We start from the raw sequence: 20,219 nt of genomic DNA, 5'->3' as shown, positions 1-20,219 counted from the left end.
AAATTATTAAAATTCTTATTAAGCCATTGCGTTAACAGCTTTAGTAATGTGAGATACTTTTCTTGCAGCAGCGTTCTTGTGGAAGATTCCCTTAGAAGCAGCCTTCTCGATCTCAGCTATAGCAACAGGGAGAGCTTCGTTAGCAGCAGCCTTGTCACCAGCAGCAACAGCAGCCTCTACCTTCTTGATATAAGTCTTAACTCTAGACTTAACCGCCTTATTTCTCTCAGCTCTTACCTGACTTGTAATTACTCTCTTCTTAGCAGATTTAATGTTAGCCAATCCGTACACCTCCAAATCATAATTCAATAATAATATCTGTTTCGCATTAAAGCCGGACACGGACGATCTAATGTAAACATACTCACACATTTTATAGTACAAACATCTATATGTCAAGAACCAAATGAAGATTTTGGTATAAAAATTTCATTTTTCTACACAATATGTTGGGGAGGTGATGTGAAAAATGGATAATATAGTTGTAAGAACTGACCTTGCAGTAGAGGCAAATGAAGAAGCAATGAATGGAACAGGAAAGCTGCGAGGAATAAGATTAAGAGAAAGCAATAAATCAAGAATGGGAGTGAAGGTCACAGAATTGCAGGTGACAAATCATTTGGGCGAAGCCGCGATAGGAAGACCCAAAGGAACTTATCTTACAATAGAGGCTGATGATATTACAGGCGGAGACGAAGAATATGCAAAAGAGGTTATATCGACACTGACAGGCTATATATTTAAGCTTTTAAAGCGCATGAATAAAAATGTAAAGCCGGAAAAAATTCTTGTTATCGGACTTGGCAACAGAAATATAACATCGGATTCATTAGGTCCTGAGGTTGTAGATAACATTTGTATTAAGATAAGTGAGGGCGATGAGACGGGAGTGTGCACACTTAGTCCGGGAGTTATGGCACAGACAGGTATTGAAACTGCAGGAATTATTAAAGGCGTTGTAAGTCAGATAAAGCCGGATGTATGCATTGCGATAGATGCTCTTGCTGCAAGAAGTGTGAACAGATTAAATAGTACCATACAGCTTTCTGACCAGGGAATTAATCCTGGCTCAGGTGTTGGAAATCACAGAATAGGAATAACAAAAGACAATATAGGTGTTCCTGTGCTTGCAATTGGCGTGCCTACTGTTATAGACGCAGAAGGCATTATTCAGGGGGCAGGAAAAATGTATGTAACCCCGAAGGACATTGATTCAGACATTAGAAACATAAGTATCATAATATCCAAAGCAATTAACCGTGTTGGTGTTCATATTCATGGCTGATGTGAATACAATATAATGGTAATGAAAAGCAAGGAGGATATATGGGTGATAGAAAGTACAGGCCTGTGTATATGTTTATATTCATGGGCTTAATGCTTATGGTAATAATGATGAATTATAGTTTTAATTTAATATATTATATTCAGAACAGAATTTATGAAAATGCAGTTAAGACATTGTTTCCTGTAGAGACATATTTTGAAGATAATTATGATGAAAATGCCCGTTCTGTGTGGGTTGATTCGGAAAATATGTTTAGTATGGCTGAGGAGGATAAAAAACCTGCTACACAGACGGAAGAGGGGGTTGTGGAGGCAGGTGCTGCAGTTTGTCCTTGGCCTTTACAGGAAAATGCAGCTGGAAATGTTTATAATATTGCAGATTTAAAAAATTATGATTTTCTTATGAAGTTCTATACAGTTACCTCTATCACAAGCCTGACAACACAGATAATGCGTCCGGAGGAATTTCTGGCAAAAGACCTGTCATTGGAGAAAAATGCGGATTCTCCACAGATTCTTATATTTCATACACATTCACAGGAGGGATTTATGGATACGGTTGAGGGAGATACGTCTACAACAATAGTTGGTGTTGGAGATTATCTAACAGATATACTCACTAATACATATGGTTACAATGTTTATCATGATACGAGTGTGTATGATTATGTTGATGGGAAGCTTGACAGAAGCAAGGCTTATACATATGCAGAAGAAAATGTGGCAAAAATACTGAAAGAAAATCCGTCAATTGAGGTTGTAATAGACCTTCACAGGGATGGTGTTCCAGATACTACAAGACTTGTAACCGAAGAAAATGGAGTAATAATGTCGAAGGTAATGTTTTTTAATGGAATAAGCTACAGCAAGGCAAAAGGAGATATAGGCTATCTTTACAATGCAAACAGAGATGATAATCTGGCAATGAGTCTTCAGATGTATCTTTTAGGAGAAGCGTATTATCCGGGGCTGTTACGGAATATTTATATTAATGCATATCGTTACTGTCTGCATATGAAGGGCAGGTCGATGCTTATAGAAGCAGGAGCACAGACTAATACAAGTACAGAGGTCAAAAATGCGATGGTCCCAGTGGCAGATATGCTCGACAGGCTGCTCGGTGGGGAGAAGGCATATGAGGAGTGAGGGATATAGTGGGTGTGCCACCACAAAAACAAGACAGCGAAGCGCATCTTGTTTTTACTTCACATTTTCCCTATAATGTGTGGTGGAGATGACAGGCGGGATATGTGGTGCAGGTGTGAGGCGAATGTGGAGCTGGCGGATACTGAGAGGATTATGCCTTACAGTGTAGCAATTCCCGCACACGAGGTGCGGGAAAGGTGCATCCGAGCCATGGATGGCGAGTATGCACCGGTTGCGTCCGTCTTACAAAACACATACGCATAATCCCACAGTATCCAGACAGTGAAACCCTGAGCCTCACGCCTGCACCACATATCCTGCCGTCCCATCACCACCACACCCAAAGGAGGTAAAATATGAGTAACAACATTTTAGCAGATTTACAGCCACAGGCTGTCTTTAAATATTTTGAACAGATATGTGCAATTCCACATGGTTCAGGCAATGTAAAGCAGATAAGTGATTATCTGTGTGAATTTGCACGCAAGAGAAATCTGTGGTTTAATCAGGACGAAAGTTACAATGTGATAATAAAAAAGCCGGCAAGTAACTGTGAGAGCAAGGCTGCACCTGTTATTTTGCAGGGACATATTGATATGGTTGCCGTCAAAACGAATGATAAGGTTAAAGATATGGAAAAAGAAGGTCTTGACCTGTATATAGATGATGGATATGTCAAGGCTGACAGGACAACATTAGGTGCTGATGATGGAATTGCAGTTGCTTATGCACTTGCCATATTAGACAGCAAGGATGTGTGTCATCCGCCGATTGAGGCTGTGTTTACAGTAGACGAGGAAATTGGAATGCTTGGTGCTGAGGCAATTAATACTGATTGTCTTGAAGGTAAAATTATGCTTAATATAGATTCTGAGGAGGAGGGGATATTCCTTTCAGGATGTGCTGGGGGAGCAACTTTAGAGGCTTCTTATCCATTGAAAAAATCGGATATTACAGGAACACAGATGTCTATTAAAATTAATGGCCTTACAAGTGGACATTCTGGAACAGATATAATATGCCAGAGAGCTAATGCAAATATTCTGATGGGACGTCTTCTTTTTGCTGTTAAAGAATGTGTGAATATTGTAAGCATATCGGGTGGTGAAAAAGATAATTCTATAGCTCCATTTGCAAATGCGGTTATAATGACACAGGAAGCAGATAAGGTTGCAGAGCTTCTTAATAATACTGCAAATGTTTTGAAAGATGAGTATTCGGTTACTGACCCACAGCTTACCATCAAGGTGAATTGTGAATGTGAAGGCAGTGCTTTGGCATGTGATGATGTGACAACACAGATGCTTATAAATGTGCTTAATTTTATACCTGATGGCGTTGTTAAGATGAGTAATGATATTAAGGGTCTGGTGCAGACTTCACTTAATCTGGGAGTTACAGAGCTGGCTGAGAAAACATTTGCAGCAACCTACTTAATAAGGAGCAGTTCGCAGAGTGAAAAAGAATATCTTACTGATAAGGTTGGAAAAATGACTGAATATCTTGGTGGAACTTATGAACTTAAAGGTGTTTATCCGGCATGGGAATTTAAGAAGAATTCAGCAATCAGGGATATGTTGTGTGAATCTTATAAGAGGCTTTTTGATAAAGAGGCATCTGTGGAAACAATGCATGCAGGTGTTGAATGCGGTATCATGGCTGCCAAGATTGATGGTCTGGACTGTGTATCTTTTGGTCCTGATATAATTGATATTCATACTGTAAAAGAAAAACTGGATATTGCTTCGACACAAAGAATATGGGAGCTTATTCTGAATGTATTAAAGCAGCTTTCATAGTAAATAATTTAATAAAACTATATCTTGTATATGTCGTATTTGGCTGAATTTTTTTTGACGACGGGAAATCAACCGAATACGACATTTTATATACCGTTTACAACATAAATCATACCGTTCGCGACATGATTATTACAATACTATATATATTGTTGACAAATATCTGGGCTAAGTATAACATTTTACCCGTACAAAACATTTATTAATTTCCATGCGCAAGGGGATAGAAATTTTGAAAGGGAACAGTATATGGAGTATAAGGATTTTGTAGAGTATATTAAGGAGAATGCGGCGTATATCGCAGGAGAAGGTGGAAAGATTACTATTAATCATGTGATTAAGAATAATGGCAGGGAGATGGACGGACTTGTTATTATGGAAAAGGACAGGGATATAGCGCCAACTATTTATCTTGATAGTTTTTATGAAATGTATATTCAGGGAGAGAATATTAAAAAAATTATTAGACAGATTGAGACTATATACAGAGAAAACAGGGATAACATAACATTTGATGTTAATATTCTTAAGAATTTTGACACAATAAAGGATAAGATAGTTTATAAGATTGTTAATTATAAAAGTAATGAGAAACTTCTTGAACAGGTACCACACAAGCGAATACTTGATCTGGCGGTTGTATTTTACTGCCTGCTGGATAATTGTGGTGGAAAGAGTGCAACAGCACTAATATATAATAATAATCTTAAAAACTGGAATGTAACGATTGATGATGTGTATAAAGCAGCATTAAAGAATACCCCGGATTTGCTACATTCCAGAATAAGTTCAATGTCAGCTCTTTTTGACAAATGTGGTGTCAGTGTAGATGGTAAGGAAGTTGATTTAAAGGATTATGTGCCATCGGATATGTATGTGCTTACTAATGAAACAAAGATAAATGGTGCTGCCTGTATTCTTTATGATAATGTTTTATATGATTTTGCACAAAAGCTTGGTAAAGATTTGTATATTCTTCCATCATCTATTCATGAAGTCATTCTTCTTCCAAAGCTGCCTATATTTGAAAAAAATGAACTTGTTAATATGGTAAGAGAAGTTAATACAGAAGGCGTGGCAGCAGATGAAATACTTTCTGATAATGTGTATGAATATAACAGAAATGAAAGACTGATAACTATGTAACATATTCATTAAAATGTACATGATGGGATTCGAACCCACGATCTTCCGCTCCGGAGGCGAACGCTTTATCCAGCTAAGCTACATGTACACAACATATAATAATTTATATGCTTATATACTATACATTATTAAATTAAAACCCGCAACAATTGAATTAATTTTTTTCTTTTGTTAGAATTAATACATCTGTATTTTGATTTGAACTTATCAACAATGATGATAAGAATTGGAGGAAACATGTCAGAGCGTATTAATAAATATCTCAGTGCCCATGGAATCTGTTCAAGACGTGAAGCTGACAGAATGATACAGGAAGGACGTATCACAATTGATGGCAGGATTGCAGCTATGGGTGAGATGGTAGACGACAATACAATTATATGTGTTGATGGCAGGAAAGTTGACAACAGCACACCACCACAGGTAGTCATAGCTTTTAATAAGCCTGTAGGAATTGTATGTACAACAACTGATAAACAGGGAAAGAATAACATAGTGGATTTTATCGGATATAAGGAACGCATATACCCTGTGGGCAGATTAGATAAAGAGTCTGATGGTCTTATTCTGCTTACTAATGATGGTGATATGATGGACAGGCTGCTTCGTTCCGTTAATGGTCATGAGAAGGAATATATCGTTTCAGTTAATAAACCAATAAACAAAGACTTTATAAAGAGAATGTCAGGGGGGATATATCTTAAGGAACTCGACAGAACTACAAGAAAATGTGTTGTGGAAAAGATATCAGACAGGACATTCAGAATTATTCTTACACAGGGGCTTAACAGACAGATAAGAAGAATGTGTGCGGAATGTGGATATAGTGTAACTAAACTGACAAGAATAAGGATTATGAATGTGGAATTAGGGGATTTAAAGACTGGTGAGTACAGGGAACTGGACGGTAAAGAGCTTAATACACTTTATGAGAAGATATATAAGTAAGCAGTAAAAGCTTATATAAGCAGATTTTAATAGTCGATATATAAGCGGCATATAAGGAGCGGATTATGGATTTATTACAGGAATATTCAGAACTTAAGAAGACGATAGATTATCATATGGACAGATATTACAATCAGGACGAGCCGGAGATAAGCGATTATGAGTATGATAAGCTTATGATAAGGCTTAAAGAGATTGAGAAAGAACATCCGGAATGGGTGACATCTGATTCACCTTCACAGAAGATTGGTGGAACTGTCAAAAGAGAAGCCGGAGTTAAGGTCACACATAATGTACCTATGCTGTCTATTGAAGATGTGTTTTCAGAAGATGCGGTGTGTGCATGGGTTGATAAGGTTCATGCCATGCATCCTGACTGCACATTTTCAGTAGAGACTAAGATTGACGGTTTAAGCATGAGTTTAAGATATGTAAAAGAAGCAGATGGGAAGCTGCATTTGCATTTGGCAGAGACAAGAGGAGATGGTCTTATTGGTGAGGATGTGACAGCTAATGCAAGGGTAGTGGGGGATGTGTTACAAGTTATTGACCTTCCTTATGATTCACTAGAACTTCGTGGCGAAGTGTATATGAGCCATGAAGATTTTGAAAAATATAATGAAGAACAGGAAAGACTTGAGAAAAAAACAGCTGCTAATCCCAGAAATCTTGCGGCCGGAACATTAAGACAGCTTGATACTTCAATTACGAAGAAGCGAGGTCTTAAGATATTTATCTTTAATGTACAGGACGGACCTGATGAGATTATGGAAAGCCACGGCAGGGGAATGGATATATTAAAGGCAGCAGGTGTACCGGTTGTATATCATAAGATATGTAAGACTAAGGAAGAGGTTGTCAGAGCAATTGATGAGATAGGAAGAATGAGAGAAGAACTTCCATATGACATTGACGGTGCTGTTGTAAAGATTGACCATATTGCCTTCAGACAGGAGTTTCCAGCAGGAAGCAAGTATTCAAGCGGTCATATTGCATACAAATATCCGCCGGAAGAAAAGGTTATTGTTATGGATGATATTCTTGTGGATGTGGGAAGAACAGGAAAACTTACATTTACAGGAATATTCCATGATCCAGAAACCGGAAAGCCTGCCAGACTGTGTGGTACAAGTGTATCAAGAGCAACTCTTCATAATCAGGATTATATTACACAGATGAATGTAGGAATTGGAGGAGAATATAAGCTGTTTAAGAGTGGTGAGATTATTCCTAAACTTAATGGCTGCGTAAAGGCACCTGAGCATGTGTTTGAAGCACCAAAGGTATGTCCTGTATGTGGAGAGCCTCTTATAAGAGAAGAGGATACAGCAGATATAAGATGCGTCAATCCTTCATGTGCAGCACAGTTGTCAAGAACAGTAGCATATTTTACATCTCTTGACTGCATGAATATCATGGGGCTTGGTGAAACTCTAGTGGATGCTCTCATAAAAGATGGTTATATACACAATTATGCTGATATATATGCATTGAAAGAACACCGTGATGAACTTATTGAGAAGGGAATCATAGGAAAAGAGAAGAATACTGATAAGCTGCTTGCAGCTATTGAGAAATCTAAAGAGAACACACCAGACAGACTGCTTACTGCACTTGGAATAAGAAATGTCGGCAAGAATACAGCCAAGCAGATTATGAATTATTATGATAATCTTATGGAACTTGCTGATGCAGGTGAGGAAGAACTGCAGAATATTCCGGATATAGGCGCAACTACAGCTAAATGTATACATGACTTTTTCCATGATGAGGCTAATATTGAATTGCTGGAAAGGCTAAAACAGTCAGGTCTTAATATGCAGATGCCAGAGAAGAAAGAAATGTCAGATAAGCTTGAAGGAAAGACGATTGTTGTAACAGGAAGCTTTGATAATTACAGCCGTAAGGATATGGAAGAACTGATTGTTTCTAATGGAGGCAAAGCAACAGGAAGTGTCAGCAAAAAAACTGATTATCTAGTTGCAGGTGAGGCAGCAGGCTCTAAGCTTGATAAGGCTAATTCACTGGGGGTTAAGGTGCTTACGATTGATGAATTTATGGAAATGATAAAGTAAAGAAAATTTTTATGCAGTTATTAAAGATGATATGATATAATCAGACAGCAATGATAACAGAAAGAAGGAACAGTAATGCCAATTAAGATTCAGAGTGATTTACCAGCTAAAGCAGAATTGGAAGAAGAAAATATATTCGTCATGGACGAAAACAGAGCTATTTCACAGAATATAAGACCTTTGGAGATAATAGTTCTTAATCTTATGCCTATAAAGCAGGATACAGAATTACAGCTTTTAAGAGGTTTATCTAATACACCTTTACAGATAGATGTTACATTTTTACAGATGTCATCACATGTTTCAAAGAATACCTCAGCTTCACATATTAAAAAGTTTTATCAGACTTTTGAAGAAATTAAGAATAATAATTATGATGGAATGATTATTACGGGAGCACCTGTCGAGAAGCTTGACTTTGAAGAGGTTAATTACTGGGATGAACTTATAACAGTAATGGAGTGGTCTAATAAGCATGTTACATCAACAATTCATATATGCTGGGGTGCGCAGGCAGGATTGTATTACCATTATGGTATTAAGAAGGAATTACTTCCGAAGAAGCTGTCAGGTGTGTACAAGCACAGGGTTATGAATAGAAAAGAGCCTTTAGTAAGAGGCTTTGATGATGTATTCATGGCACCACATTCAAGATATACACAGGCAAGCAGACAGCAGATTCTTGACAATCCAAGACTTAAAGTACTTGCAGATTCAGATGAGGCAGGAATATATATTGTTCTTGGTGATGGCGGGAAAGAGATTTTTGTTATGGGACACCCTGAATATGACAGATTAACTCTTGATCAGGAATATAAGCGTGATATTGACAAAGGAATTGAGCCTGACCTTCCGGTAAATTATTATCCTGATGACGACTGCAACAGAAAACCATTGCTCTCATGGAGAAGCCACGCCAACAATCTCTATACTAACTGGTTGAATTATTATGTATACCAGATAACTCCTTATGACCTTAATGAAAGTTATGATAATTACTGTATTTAAGAGGGGTGTAGATACTTTTGTTTTGTTGAACTATTGAAATAAATATATGAAAGATTGAAACAGATAGGTGTTGACAAAACATAAAATAATGTATATATTTTTATGATAAAGAATATACTGTTAATTAGCATAGTTATTATTGAGGTCGGAAATGGTTCCCGACACACTCTTCGGAGTACCTGAGATGATGGATACACCGCCCATCCAATAATAATTATGCTTTTTTATTTATAAGATAGCTGTAATGGGCTTATACAGGAGAACACAATGTCAAAAGAACAAGTACTAGAAGAATTATTAAAAATGATAAAAGAGGGAAATATTACAGATTACGATGCAGAATTAGCTTCATACGGGATGTATACATCCCACCCTTTAAAAATCGCCAATGCCATGTTATAATCATTAATCATCAGAAACGGAGATAAGAATATGAGCGTAGTAACAAAAAAGTCAAAGTGCAGAATTCTTAAATTAGCATCAATGCTTGCGGTAACGATGGGGATTATAATGGCATTTTATGCGTTTTATATTATGTCGGATCTATATTCATTTTCAACAACAGAGCAGGGAAAGGCATTATATATGATTGTTAGGCTGCTGAACATAGCATTTTTAGCAGTTATTGTTGAGGGAGTTTACTTTGCAATTGCAGGATTTTATGGAATGACCAATATAGGTGCTGTTGATGCAGTTAATAAAATCAAAGTTTATGGAATTGTTATGACTATAGCAGGAGTTGTTGATTTAATAATAGTATTTGTGGTATCTAAGTATTCAATAACTGGTAACATGCTGATTCTTATATGCCTTCCGGTTGTAATAGGAATTATGTATTTAGGTGGCGCATTTTATAATGAGAAGCTTATAAAGAATAATAATGGTGTGGAAGGTGATGGCAATGATTGATCCGAATGGAATAATGCCACTTAATTTCTTCAAATACAAGGGTGTGTATACAGGACAGCACAATGGAATGAGATATATGCTTAAGCAGACAGGAGAAAAGCCTGATTTAAAGCTTTCTGCGTGCGTGTGGCGCGGGCCATATGCTTCATGTGCTGTTAAGGAAGAAGATAAGACAACAGAGATATTTGAACTGACAGAAGATGGTCGTCTTGCTGCCGTGGAATGGATAAGGCAGCAGTACGAATCCAGACTTGACTATTGGAAAGCGGCACCGTCTATAAAGGACGCTGTTCCGATTGTTCATGAATAAAGAGAATAATATATACAATGCAGCATATGGCGGCACCGGTAAGCAGGAGAGTGTATTCTTCTGCTTCTTTTATTATAAGACCAAATACAATGCGGCATATAATTCTTGATGAAAATATAGATATGACCGCAATACATAATGGCACAATTATACTGCCAAACGGGTCTGGCTGGATGTTCAGCTTCTTGTATATATTAAAAATGTAAAGCAGACTCATGCATATGTTGCTAATAAGAACACCATACAGATAACCGGTTATGCCAAGCTTTGGAATAAGCAGAAATACACAGGCAAGCCGGATGATAATTCCGGTTATATTAATTATGAATGTAAGGGCGGTATGTCCCATGCCATTAGTCACGCTTGTAAGGCTGATTTTTAAGTAGAGGAAAGGACACAGCCATGAAAGAATGCAGGTGTATATGTATACAGAGTCTTCGTGGAACATCATTGCACCGAGGCGCGCACCATAGTTAATGAATAAAAATATGCTTATAATGCCGAGACTTAAACACATGGAAACTGTTCTTTTTACTGTCACAGCAAGATGGTCAGACAGGACATTCGAACTTTCATCAGATACCTTTGGAAGAAGCATAAGTGCAAATGAATTAGCTGCCGTACATGGGAAAAGCACCAGAGGAAGAGCCATTCCTGTAAGTATACCAAACTGGCTTATCGCGTTATCTTTGGTCAGTCCATGCATGCACAGGATTGCAGGAATAAGAATTGCTTCCGCACCCTCAAGCAGATGCAGAACAGTCTGATTGGCGTTAATTGGAAATGCATATTTAACAATATATCTGTATTCACGGAGTGAACAGGAGAGCTTCTGCATCATGCTTTTATTATGAATGGAACGGAAAAACAGCGGAATAGCACAGTATGTGGCAGCTGCAAATTCACCGAATATATTACCGGTAACAGCGTCAGCAATGGATATTGTTGATACATTTTTTATGCGCACATAAAGTATAATAGTGCCAATACGCACAAGCTGTTCGACAAGCTGTGAGGAGGCTGGCAGAAAAGATTCCTTCTGACTGTAATAGTAATTAGACAAGCAGTTATGTATGCACATGAATGGCAGAGAGATTGCAGTTATACGGATTATTCCCTCACAGCGGCTTTCCATAAATATATGGTTTGCAATGAAATCGCTGAATATAAGAAATAAAAGCATAACGGCAATTGAAAGAGAAATAGTAATCTTTAATACGCAGAAAAGCCATTTTAGAGATGGAGATGATGCTGAATATTTTGAAACAGCTACAGAAAATCCACTGCAGCATACTGCAAATGCAAGCGCAATAAGAGGCATGCACATCTGGAAAAGTCCGACTCCTGCAGCACCTGTATAATTAGTGAGAAGTATTCGAAAATAAAACCCGAGCAATTTTGATAGAATGCCGGCAAATGTAAGGATTATGGCGGATTTGAATATGCCACCTTTTAAGGATAATTTATTATTCATAGCAGATACCGCAGATAGACTTATTAACAATATATGCCCTGCCTGAATACAATATTATAAGGAATTACAGGGCGGAAATATAATGATATATATGGACAATGCGGCGACAACTGCTATCAGAAAAGAAGTGGCTGAAGCAATGCTTCCATATCTTTTGGGAGATTATGGAAACCCGTCAGGTGTGTATAGGTTGTCTGAAAAAGCTAAAAATGTTGTAGAGGAATCAAGAGGTATTATTGCAGATATAATAAATGCTGACAGAAATGAAATATTTTTCACCTCTGGTGGAACGGAAGGGGATAACTGGGCAGTTAAAGCAGAGAGTCTGAAAAGAAAACAGGGACATATAATAGTAAGTTCAATAGAACACCATGCGGTGACGGAATCGGCACTGTGGCTTAAGAATTATGGAATAGATGTCACATTTGCACCAGTTGATGAGCAGGGAATTGTTAAGCTGGAACAGTTAGAAAAAATGATTAGAAATGATACATTTTTAGTGTCAGTTATGCTTGCTAATAATGAAATTGGAACTATCCAGCCGATAGAAAATGTATGTGAAATTGCGCATGAGTATGGTGCAAAGGTTCATTCTGATGCAGTGGCGGCATTTGGACATATTGATGTTGATGTGAAAAAGCTGGGTGTGGATTTCTTAAATGTAAGCGGACATAAGATATGCGGACCAAAGGGCGTAGGATTTCTGTATGTCAGGGGCGGAAAGCCAGAACGGTTCATGCATGGAGGCGGACAGGAGAACGGACTTAGGGCAGGCACTGAAAATGTAGCTGGGATTGCAGGACTTGCAACAGCAGCAAGAATTGCTTATGAAACTCTTTCTGACAGGGCAAGGCAGGAAAAGAGAATTAGTGACTATATGATTAAGAGAATACTAAGAGAAATTCCTTATTCAAGGCTTAATGGAAGCAGGGAATGCCGCGTTACAGGTAATATGAATTTCAGCTTTCAGTATGTTAATGGCGGAATGCTTGTTGTAATGCTTAATAAGCAGGGGATATGCGTGTCTGCAGGTTCAGCATGTACATCTAATTCAGGAAAGCCATCACATGTCCTTCTTGCACTTGGACTTGATGAAAAAATAGCAGAAGGTTCACTAAGACTGACAATTAACCATACAATTACACACAGGGAAGCTGATTATGTGGTTGAGTGTATTAAGAAAGATGTTGCCAGACTGCGGGAATTGGCTTAATATTAATATATCAGACAGTTACGGAGGTTAAAATAATATGTGGTACGAAGAAGCGGTGTTTTATCAGGTATTTCCACTTGGATTTTGTGATGGATTAAGAGACAACGACGGGGTGATGAACAGATGCATATCAGAATTTGCAGACTGGATACCGCATTTGCAGAAGTTAGGAACTGATGCGGTGTATTTTTCTCCAATTTTTGAGAGCGATTATCATGGCTATGATACAAGGGATTACCGTGTGATAGATAAAAGAATAGGAACTAATAAGAATTTTGCAGAGCTTGTGTCAAAGCTGCATGAGGCAGGAATAAAGGTAGTCATTGACGGTGTGTTTAATCATGTCGGAAGGGGCTTCTTTGCATTTAAGGATGTATGTGAGAAAAAATGGGATTCTGCCTATAAGGACTGGTTTAACATCAGCTTTGATGGCAATTCACCATATAATGACGGCTTCTGGTATGAGGGATGGGAAGGATATTACAATCTTGTGAAGCTCAATCTGAACAATCAGGATGTGGTTAATTACCTTATTGAGTCGGTGCGTGGCTGGGTTAATGAATTTGATATTGATGGAATAAGACTTGATGTTGCGTACTGCCTTAACAGGGATTTTATGAAGCGTTTAAGATACGAGACAGACCAGATGAAGCAGGAGTTTTTCCTTGTAGGAGAAATGCTTCACGGTGATTACAACACAATTGTGGGTGATGAGTGCCTGCACAGTGCAACTAATTATGAGTGCTATAAGGGACTGTACTCAAGCTTTAATTCAATGAATATGTTCGAGATTGCACACAGCATAGAAAGGCAGTTTGGAAAAGAACCATGGTGTCTGTATACAGGAAAACATCTGCTTACATTTGTTGATAACCATGATGTTTCAAGGATTGCCAGCACACTTACTAACAAAGCACATCTGCCGCTTATATATGCCCTTATGTTCGGTATGCCGGGAATTCCATGTATATATTATGGAAGTGAATGGGGTTGCGAGGCAGTTAAGGGCAGCGGCAATGACAATATTCTGCGTCCGGCGTTTGATAAGCCGGAATACAACGAGCTGACTGATACAATAAGTTCATTAGGACAAATGTATCATAACAGCAGGGCATTAAGCTATGGTGATTACACAAAGAAAGTGCTTACAAACAGACAATATGTATTCAAAAGGGAAGCAGATGGAGAAAAAGTGCTTGTAGCAATTAATGCTGATGAGAATGAGTACACAGCGTACTTTGATACAGAATGTGCAGATGCACTTAATCTTATAACAGGTAAGAAAGAAGAATTATCTGGAAAAATAGTTCTTCCATCTTACAGCTTCAGATTTTACAGATGTATGTAGAAGGTGCAGATAAGATACATGTATATAAAATAAGCCTGAGCTCATCATAATCTGATGAACTCAGGCTTTCTTTCATTAAATATGGTGTAATAATTAAACCCCGCGTTTTTAAGCATATCTGACACGACATCAAATCTGTAAGCAAAAAACTTAACTTCGTGTGCATCAGAACCTACAGTGATTATCTCTCCTCCGAGGTTGTGATAGATTTTAACAATATCAAGGCATGGATTAGGTTCAGGCATTCCGTATTTAAGACCGGCAGTGTTGATTTCAATACCTTTGCCTTTCTCAATGATTGTTTTGAGGATGGTATTAATTAAATCATCAAAATCATGCCAGTCATATGCGTAAGAATTGGCAGGAATATATCTTGCAATATAATCAAGATGACCATACACATCAAAGTTGTGACAACAGCCAAGATTATCAAGAATACTTTCGTAATAAGTTAAAACAGTATCCTTTGTAGAACGTTTCTCCCAGAATTCAGGGTAGTAGGGATCTTCTCCATATACAAGATGTGACGAGCCTATTATAAAATCAAGCTGTTTTGCAGAATCGTATGAATTGACTCTGTCTGCGACACTTCTCATAAGTCCCTGTTCAACACCTATGTGAATATTGATTTTATTTTTGTATGATTCTTTCAGATTCTGGAAATACTTAATGTATTCCGGAAAATCAAGGTTAAACATGACTTTTCCATCTTCTAAAGGAGCATCAAAGTCATTATGGTCGGTAAAACAGATGTGTTTAAATCCCAGTGAAATAGCATTGTTAACAACATTTACAGGGTTCTCCTCTGAATCAGAAGAGAACATAGTATGTATATGTGAATCTGATAACAGCATAGTAATGTCCTCCATCAAATATTAGTCATATGCTTAAATGTCAATATACATTATACATAAACATAATTAATCCGCAATTGATATTTTTGATGTTTATGTAGAACATGTAAACTAATGTAAAATACAGGTAATTTTTCCTTGAAAATGATTATTAGTATTGATATTATTAAGAAGACAGCGTATAAATTCTGATTATGTGAATGCGCATAGATGTAGAAGTACCAACTACGCTGTCCGACCTTGACTTTTATGCGCAGATAGGAGCTTTCGTGAGTTTTGAATTGATACACATTGTGATTATTCTTCTCGGAGGAATAGCGCTTTTCCTTTTTGGAATGCAGCTTATGGGAGATGGATTAAAGAAAGTGGCTGGTGGCAAACTGGAAGTTATTCTGTACAGATTAAGTAATACACCTCTTAAGGGAGTACTGCTTGGTACAGGTGTTACGGCAATTATCCAGTCATCGTCGGCAACTTCTGTTATGGTTGTTGGTTTTGTTAATGCCGGTATGATTAAAATGAAACAGGCTATCGGTATTATTATGGGCGCAATTATAGGTACATCTGTTACTGGATGGGTATTATGTCTTTCTGATATCAGTGGTGGTGCCGGATGGGTAGACTTACTTTCAACAGAGGTTCTTGCTGCTGTTATTGGTGTTATCGGAATCATGTTCAGGATGGTCTGTAAGAACCCCACTAAGAAGCATATAGGTGATATTATGATAGGTTTCTGTATCCTTATGGTAGGAATGCAGAACATGAGTGCAGCAGTTGCACCATTAAGATCTGAGCCGGCATTTATTGATATGCTTACTAAGTTTTCTAATCCATTTATAGGAATACTTATAGGACTTTTGGTTACTGCTGTTTTGCAGAGTGCATCTGCTACAGTTGGTATTCTTCAGGCTTTATCAGTTACAGGAGCTATTTCATTTTCAGTAGCACTGCCTATTATAATGGGTATTGCTGTCGGAGCTGCCATGCCTGTTATCATTTCTTCATTTGGTGCGACTACAGATGGTAAGAGAACAGCATTTGTATATCTTCTTGTTGATGCACTTGGTGCTTTAATATGGGCAGTAGTATTTTATAGTGTTAATCATTTTGTGCATTTTTCATTTATGGACAGAACGATGACAACTGTTTCGATAGCATTTGTGAACTCTTTATTCAGAGTTGCAACAGTTGCTGTACTGTTTCCATTCATCAGATTCCTTGAAAAGATGGTATGTGCAATTTTCAAGGAGGTTGTTGATGAGGAAGATAAAGATATTGTTGAAATCAGTGTACTTGATGACAGATTTATTGCTCATCCTACAGTTGCTATTGAACAGGCTAAGTCAGTTCTTTGTTCAATGGCACATATGGCACAGAAAAATCTTATTCGTTCCATGGAACTACTGGATACATTTTCGCAGGAAAAATATGACAAGATTCAGAGAAGAGAAGATAAGGTTGACAGATATGAAGATAAGCTTGGAACTTATCTTGTAAAGATTACACAGCAGGAGCTTACTTCTGGACAGAACAAGGAGGTCTCAAAGCTTCTCCATACAATTTCTGATTTTGAGAGAATAAGTGACCATGCTGTTAACATATCACAGGCAGCAGCAGAACTGTTTAATGAAAAGCTTAGGTTTTCTGATTGTGCTGTTGAAGATGTTGAACTGATGTCACTAATTATGAAAGAAATAGTTGGAAATGTAATAGATGCATTTGAACAGAACAAGGTTGAATATGCCTATAAGACAGAGCCGTTAGAAGAACTCGTTGACATATATTGTGATGAAATGAAGATGAATCATGTCAAGCGTGTCCAGAAAGGTGAATGTACACTTCATCAGGGCTTTATATTTAATGATCTGCTTACAGATTTCGAGAGAATTGCTGACCATTGTTCTAACGTGGCAGTTGCGATTATTGAGCTTGAGTTAAATGTGTTTGATACACATGAGTATCTTATTAATCTCAAGAAAGATAATGGAACTAATTTTGATAAATATTTTGAGGAATACAAAGAAATGTTTCCTTTAAGCCAGTATTAAGCAGAGATTAGTGTTAAGTAGATAATATTGGATACAGAATTTGTTAAAATTTCGTCAAAATGACTAATTGATAATGAGTTATTATTGAAAAAAGTGCAAAAATGTAAAAAATGGGAAGAAAGCCTTGATATTTTGCTTCTTCTTATGTAAAATACACGGTAGTTGAAATTTTAACAAACTATGTTATAAAAATTCATTTTAGGAGGAATTGTTTTTATGTCAGTAAAAGTTGCAATCAATGGTTTTGGTCGTATCGGTAGACTTGCATTCAGACAGATGTTTGGTGCAGAAGGATATGAGGTAGTTGCTATTAACGATTTAACAAGCCCTAAGATGCTTGCTCATCTTTTAAAGTATGACTCATCACAGGGAAGATATGTTAACTTCGGTGAGGAAGATCAGGTAACAGCTGATGATGAGGCTGGTACAATCACAGTTAAAGGTAAGACTATCAAGATTTACAAAGAGCCAGATGCTAATAACTGCCCATGGGGAGAGATTGGTGTTGATGTAGTTCTTGAGTGTTCAGGATTCTATACATCTAAGGCTAAGGCACAGGCTCATATTAATGCAGGTGCTAAGAAGGTAGTTATCTCAGCTCCAGCTGGAAATGACCTTAAGACTATCGTTTACAATGTAAACCATGAGACACTTACAGCAGATGATCAGATTATCTCAGCTGCTTCTTGTACAACAAACTGTTTAGCTCCTATGGCTAAGGCACTTAACGATTGTGCAACAATCGAGTCAGGTATTATGTGTACAATTCATGCTTACACAGGTGACCAGATGATCCTTGACGGACCACAGAGAAAGGGTGATTTAAGAAGATCTAGAGCAGGTGCTTGCAACATCGTTCCTAACTCAACAGGTGCTGCTAAGGCTATTGGTCTTGTTATCCCAGAACTTAACGGAAAGCTTATTGGAGCTGCTCAGAGAGTTCCAACACCTACAGGTTCTACAACAATTCTTAATGCTGTAGTTGCTAAGAAGGTTACAGTTGATGAAGTTAATGCTGCTATGAAGGCTGCTGCAACAGAGTCATTCGGTTACAATACAGAGCAGATTGTATCTAGCGATATCGTTGGTATGAGATTTGGTTCATTATTTGATGCTACTCAGACAATGGTTAATGAACTTCCAAACGGTGGTTGCCAGGTTCAGGTTGTTTCTTGGTATGATAATGAGAACTCATACACAAGCCAGATGGTTAGAACAATTAAGTACTTCGCTGAATTAAACTAATCATTTAGATTGTTTTTGCCGGAGAATGGTATGACTATTCTCCGGTTTTTTATAAAGCTGTATATGTAGCTATTTTATGTATTATATGGAGGATATTAATATGCTTAATAAAAAGTCTATTGATGATATCAATGTAAAGGGCAAAAGAGTATTATGCAGATGTGATTTTAATGTACCTTTAGATGGAAGCAGAATTACAGATGAAACAAGACTTGTAGCTGCTCTTCCAACAATCAAGAAGCTTATTGCTGATGGAGGAAAGGTTATTCTTTGTTCACATCTTGGAAAGCCAAAGGGACCAGATGCTGCATTTTCTCTTGCACCAGTTGCAAAGAGACTTTCAGAACTTCTTGGTCAGGAAGTTAAGTTTGCAGCAGATGATACTGTTGTAGGCGATAATGCAAGAGCAGCTGTTGCTGCAATGAATGATGGAGATGTTATTCTTCTTGAAAATACAAGATTCAGACCAGAAGAGACTAAGAACGGTGAAGCATTTTCTAAGGATTTAGCTTCTATTGCAGATGTATTTGTTAATGATGCATTTGGTACAGCTCACAGAGCGCATTGTTCTAATGTAGGTGTTACACAGTTTGTTGATACAGCTGTTGTTGGATATCTTATGCAGAAGGAAATTGATTTCCTTGGAAATGCAGTTAATAATCCTGTAAGACCTTTCGTTGCAATTCTTGGTGGTTCAAAGGTTTCTTCTAAGATTTCAGTTATCAATAATCTTCTTGATAAGGTTGACACACTTATTATCGGTGGTGGTATGTCTTATACATTCCAGAAGGCACATGGTGGTAATGTAGGTAAGTCATTAGTAGAGGATGATTATCTTGATTTTGCTAAGGAAATGATGAAGAAGGCTGAAGAAAAGGGCGTTAAAATGCTTATTCCTATCGATACAGTTGTAGCTAAGGAATTCAGCAATGATTCTCCTTCACATGTCGTAGAAGCAGGACATCAGGCAGATGATGACATGGGTATGGATATTGGACCTAAGACATGTGAGCTTTACAAGGAAGCTTTAAAGGATGCCAAGACTGTAGTATGGAATGGACCAATGGGAGTATTTGAATTCCCTAATTTCGCAGCAGGAACAATTGCTGTTGCAGAAGAACTTGCACAGCTTAAAGATGCTACAACAATCATTGGTGGTGGTGATTCAGCAGCTGCTGTTAACAACTTAGGATTTGGAGATAAGATGACACACATCTCTACAGGTGGTGGAGCATCTCTTGAATTCCTTGAAGGTAAAGAACTTCCAGGCGTAGTTGCAGCTAACGATAAGTAATTAATTTTACTGACATAGTTATATAATTATATTTTAATCCGGACCTTATTTTTGTTAAGTAGGGTCTGGATTTTTTGTTATTTATTTCACAAACTATACTTGAAATATGTACCAA

General features: G+C 37.5%; 18 protein-coding genes and 1 tRNA gene. 15 read left to right on the top strand and 4 right to left on the bottom strand.

Translation table 11 applies throughout. The features are described from left to right. Window positions 1–18: 18 nt before the first annotated feature. Window positions 19–282, bottom strand: coding sequence for a 30S ribosomal protein S20 (gene rpsT, locus EUBELI_RS05845; protein WP_041688124.1), 264 nt, complete (start codon window positions 280–282; stop codon window positions 19–21). A 187-nt stretch (window positions 283–469) separates the two neighbouring features. Between rpsT and gpr the strand changes: the two genes are divergently transcribed. From gpr to EUBELI_RS05825, 4 genes are all read left to right on the top strand, one after another. After that, window positions 470–1,285, top strand: a complete 816-nt coding sequence (gene gpr / locus EUBELI_RS05840; RefSeq protein ID WP_012739441.1) for a GPR endopeptidase — start codon at window positions 470–472, stop codon at window positions 1,283–1,285. Window positions 1,286–1,326: 41 nt separating this feature from the next. Further along, entirely contained in the window at window positions 1,327–2,433 is a 1,107-nt protein-coding gene (locus EUBELI_RS05835; protein ID WP_012739440.1) for a stage II sporulation protein P, read from the top strand. 356 nt (window positions 2,434–2,789) lie between these two features. Further along, window positions 2,790–4,232, top strand: a complete 1,443-nt coding sequence (locus EUBELI_RS05830; RefSeq protein WP_012739438.1) for an aminoacyl-histidine dipeptidase — start codon at window positions 2,790–2,792, stop codon at window positions 4,230–4,232. 249 nt (window positions 4,233–4,481) lie between these two features. Continuing rightward, window positions 4,482–5,378 carry a DUF5688 family protein gene (locus tag EUBELI_RS05825; protein ID WP_012739437.1) on the top strand — a complete coding sequence of 299 codons (897 nt, stop codon included), beginning with the start codon at window positions 4,482–4,484 and terminating at the stop codon, window positions 5,376–5,378. A 14-nt stretch (window positions 5,379–5,392) separates the two neighbouring features. Here the strand turns inward: EUBELI_RS05825 and EUBELI_RS05820 are convergent. Continuing rightward, a tRNA-Arg gene (locus EUBELI_RS05820) sits at window positions 5,393–5,466 on the bottom strand. 149 nt (window positions 5,467–5,615) lie between these two features. Here EUBELI_RS05820 and EUBELI_RS05815 point away from each other — a divergent pair. From EUBELI_RS05815 to EUBELI_RS05795, 6 genes are all read left to right on the top strand, one after another. Then, complete coding sequence (locus tag EUBELI_RS05815) at window positions 5,616–6,326, top strand: pseudouridine synthase (protein WP_049777922.1); 711 nt, start codon at window positions 5,616–5,618, stop codon at window positions 6,324–6,326. A 65-nt stretch (window positions 6,327–6,391) separates the two neighbouring features. Continuing rightward, on the top strand, window positions 6,392–8,401 hold the full coding sequence (gene ligA / locus EUBELI_RS05810; RefSeq protein ID WP_012739435.1) for an NAD-dependent DNA ligase LigA: 2,010 nt from the start codon (window positions 6,392–6,394) through the stop codon (window positions 8,399–8,401). Window positions 8,402–8,476: 75 nt separating this feature from the next. Next, the gene (metA, locus tag EUBELI_RS05805; RefSeq protein WP_012739434.1) at window positions 8,477–9,409 is read left to right on the top strand and encodes a homoserine O-acetyltransferase MetA; all 933 of its coding nucleotides are present in this window, start codon (window positions 8,477–8,479) and stop codon (window positions 9,407–9,409) included. Window positions 9,410–9,676: 267 nt separating this feature from the next. Beyond that, window positions 9,677–9,811, top strand: a complete 135-nt coding sequence (locus EUBELI_RS14805) for a hypothetical protein (RefSeq protein ID WP_012739433.1) — start codon at window positions 9,677–9,679, stop codon at window positions 9,809–9,811. 30 nt (window positions 9,812–9,841) lie between these two features. Continuing rightward, complete coding sequence (locus EUBELI_RS05800; protein ID WP_012739432.1) at window positions 9,842–10,318, top strand: hypothetical protein; 477 nt, start codon at window positions 9,842–9,844, stop codon at window positions 10,316–10,318. Beyond that, window positions 10,311–10,628, top strand: coding sequence for a hypothetical protein (locus EUBELI_RS05795; RefSeq protein ID WP_193359389.1), 318 nt, complete (start codon window positions 10,311–10,313; stop codon window positions 10,626–10,628). The genes EUBELI_RS05800 and EUBELI_RS05795 overlap by 8 nt, the downstream gene beginning before the upstream one ends. Here the strand turns inward: EUBELI_RS05795 and EUBELI_RS05790 are convergent. Beyond that, a complete protein-coding gene (locus tag EUBELI_RS05790) occupies window positions 10,594–12,102 on the bottom strand; it encodes an oligosaccharide flippase family protein (RefSeq protein ID WP_148231342.1) in 1,509 nt (502 codons plus the stop codon). The genes EUBELI_RS05795 and EUBELI_RS05790 overlap by 35 nt on opposite strands. An 82-nt stretch (window positions 12,103–12,184) precedes the next feature. Between EUBELI_RS05790 and EUBELI_RS05785 the strand changes: the two genes are divergently transcribed. After that, on the top strand, window positions 12,185–13,315 hold the full coding sequence (locus tag EUBELI_RS05785; RefSeq protein ID WP_012739428.1) for a cysteine desulfurase family protein: 1,131 nt from the start codon (window positions 12,185–12,187) through the stop codon (window positions 13,313–13,315). Window positions 13,316–13,352: 37 nt separating this feature from the next. Next, on the top strand, window positions 13,353–14,663 hold the full coding sequence (locus EUBELI_RS05780) for an alpha-amylase family glycosyl hydrolase (protein ID WP_012739427.1): 1,311 nt from the start codon (window positions 13,353–13,355) through the stop codon (window positions 14,661–14,663). A 44-nt stretch (window positions 14,664–14,707) separates the two neighbouring features. Here the strand turns inward: EUBELI_RS05780 and EUBELI_RS05775 are convergent, their stop codons facing one another. Further along, entirely contained in the window at window positions 14,708–15,517 is an 810-nt protein-coding gene (locus tag EUBELI_RS05775) for a histidinol-phosphatase HisJ family protein (RefSeq protein ID WP_041688120.1), read from the bottom strand. A gap of 269 nt (window positions 15,518–15,786) precedes the next feature. Between EUBELI_RS05775 and EUBELI_RS05770 the strand changes: the two genes are divergently transcribed. From EUBELI_RS05770 to EUBELI_RS05760, 3 genes are all read left to right on the top strand, one after another. Continuing rightward, a complete protein-coding gene (locus EUBELI_RS05770) occupies window positions 15,787–17,565 on the top strand; it encodes a Na/Pi cotransporter family protein (protein WP_228003403.1) in 1,779 nt (592 codons plus the stop codon). A 216-nt stretch (window positions 17,566–17,781) separates the two neighbouring features. After that, window positions 17,782–18,810, top strand: coding sequence for a type I glyceraldehyde-3-phosphate dehydrogenase (gene gap / locus EUBELI_RS05765; protein ID WP_012739424.1), 1,029 nt, complete (start codon window positions 17,782–17,784; stop codon window positions 18,808–18,810). A 100-nt stretch (window positions 18,811–18,910) separates the two neighbouring features. Continuing rightward, complete coding sequence (locus tag EUBELI_RS05760) at window positions 18,911–20,104, top strand: phosphoglycerate kinase (protein WP_041688118.1); 1,194 nt, start codon at window positions 18,911–18,913, stop codon at window positions 20,102–20,104. The last annotated feature ends 115 nt before the right edge of the window (window positions 20,105–20,219 follow it).

The sequence above is a fragment of the [Eubacterium] eligens ATCC 27750 genome, from assembly GCF_000146185.1.
In the GTDB taxonomy this organism is placed as follows: Bacteria; Bacillota; Clostridia; order Lachnospirales; family Lachnospiraceae; genus Lachnospira; species Lachnospira eligens.
The sequence above is the reverse complement of the archived record's forward strand: the minus strand, read 5'-3'. Positions and strand labels throughout refer to the sequence as shown.

Excerpts from the sequence above, each read along its gene's own strand:
- EUBELI_RS14805 (WP_012739433.1), top strand. The coding sequence starts at position 9,677 with ATGTCAAAAGAACAAGTACTAGAAGAATTATTAAAAATGATAAAAGAG.
- EUBELI_RS05830 (WP_012739438.1), top strand. The coding sequence starts at position 2,790 with ATGAGTAACAACATTTTAGCAGATTTACAGCCACAGGCTGTCTTTAAA.
- EUBELI_RS05785 (WP_012739428.1), top strand. The coding sequence starts at position 12,185 with ATGATATATATGGACAATGCGGCGACAACTGCTATCAGAAAAGAAGTG.
- EUBELI_RS05790 (WP_148231342.1), bottom strand. The coding sequence starts at position 12,102 with ATGAATAATAAATTATCCTTAAAAGGTGGCATATTCAAATCCGCCATA.
- metA (WP_012739434.1), top strand. The coding sequence starts at position 8,477 with ATGCCAATTAAGATTCAGAGTGATTTACCAGCTAAAGCAGAATTGGAA.
- gpr (WP_012739441.1), top strand. The coding sequence starts at position 470 with ATGGATAATATAGTTGTAAGAACTGACCTTGCAGTAGAGGCAAATGAA.
- EUBELI_RS05795 (WP_193359389.1), top strand. The coding sequence starts at position 10,311 with ATGATTGATCCGAATGGAATAATGCCACTTAATTTCTTCAAATACAAG.
- ligA (WP_012739435.1), top strand. The coding sequence starts at position 6,392 with ATGGATTTATTACAGGAATATTCAGAACTTAAGAAGACGATAGATTAT.
- EUBELI_RS05835 (WP_012739440.1), top strand. The coding sequence starts at position 1,327 with ATGGGTGATAGAAAGTACAGGCCTGTGTATATGTTTATATTCATGGGC.
- EUBELI_RS05815 (WP_049777922.1), top strand. The coding sequence starts at position 5,616 with ATGTCAGAGCGTATTAATAAATATCTCAGTGCCCATGGAATCTGTTCA.
- EUBELI_RS05825 (WP_012739437.1), top strand. The coding sequence starts at position 4,482 with ATGGAGTATAAGGATTTTGTAGAGTATATTAAGGAGAATGCGGCGTAT.
- gap (WP_012739424.1), top strand. The coding sequence starts at position 17,782 with ATGTCAGTAAAAGTTGCAATCAATGGTTTTGGTCGTATCGGTAGACTT.
- EUBELI_RS05800 (WP_012739432.1), top strand. The coding sequence starts at position 9,842 with ATGAGCGTAGTAACAAAAAAGTCAAAGTGCAGAATTCTTAAATTAGCA.
- EUBELI_RS05775 (WP_041688120.1), bottom strand. The coding sequence starts at position 15,517 with ATGCTGTTATCAGATTCACATATACATACTATGTTCTCTTCTGATTCA.
- EUBELI_RS05780 (WP_012739427.1), top strand. The coding sequence starts at position 13,353 with ATGTGGTACGAAGAAGCGGTGTTTTATCAGGTATTTCCACTTGGATTT.
- EUBELI_RS05760 (WP_041688118.1), top strand. The coding sequence starts at position 18,911 with ATGCTTAATAAAAAGTCTATTGATGATATCAATGTAAAGGGCAAAAGA.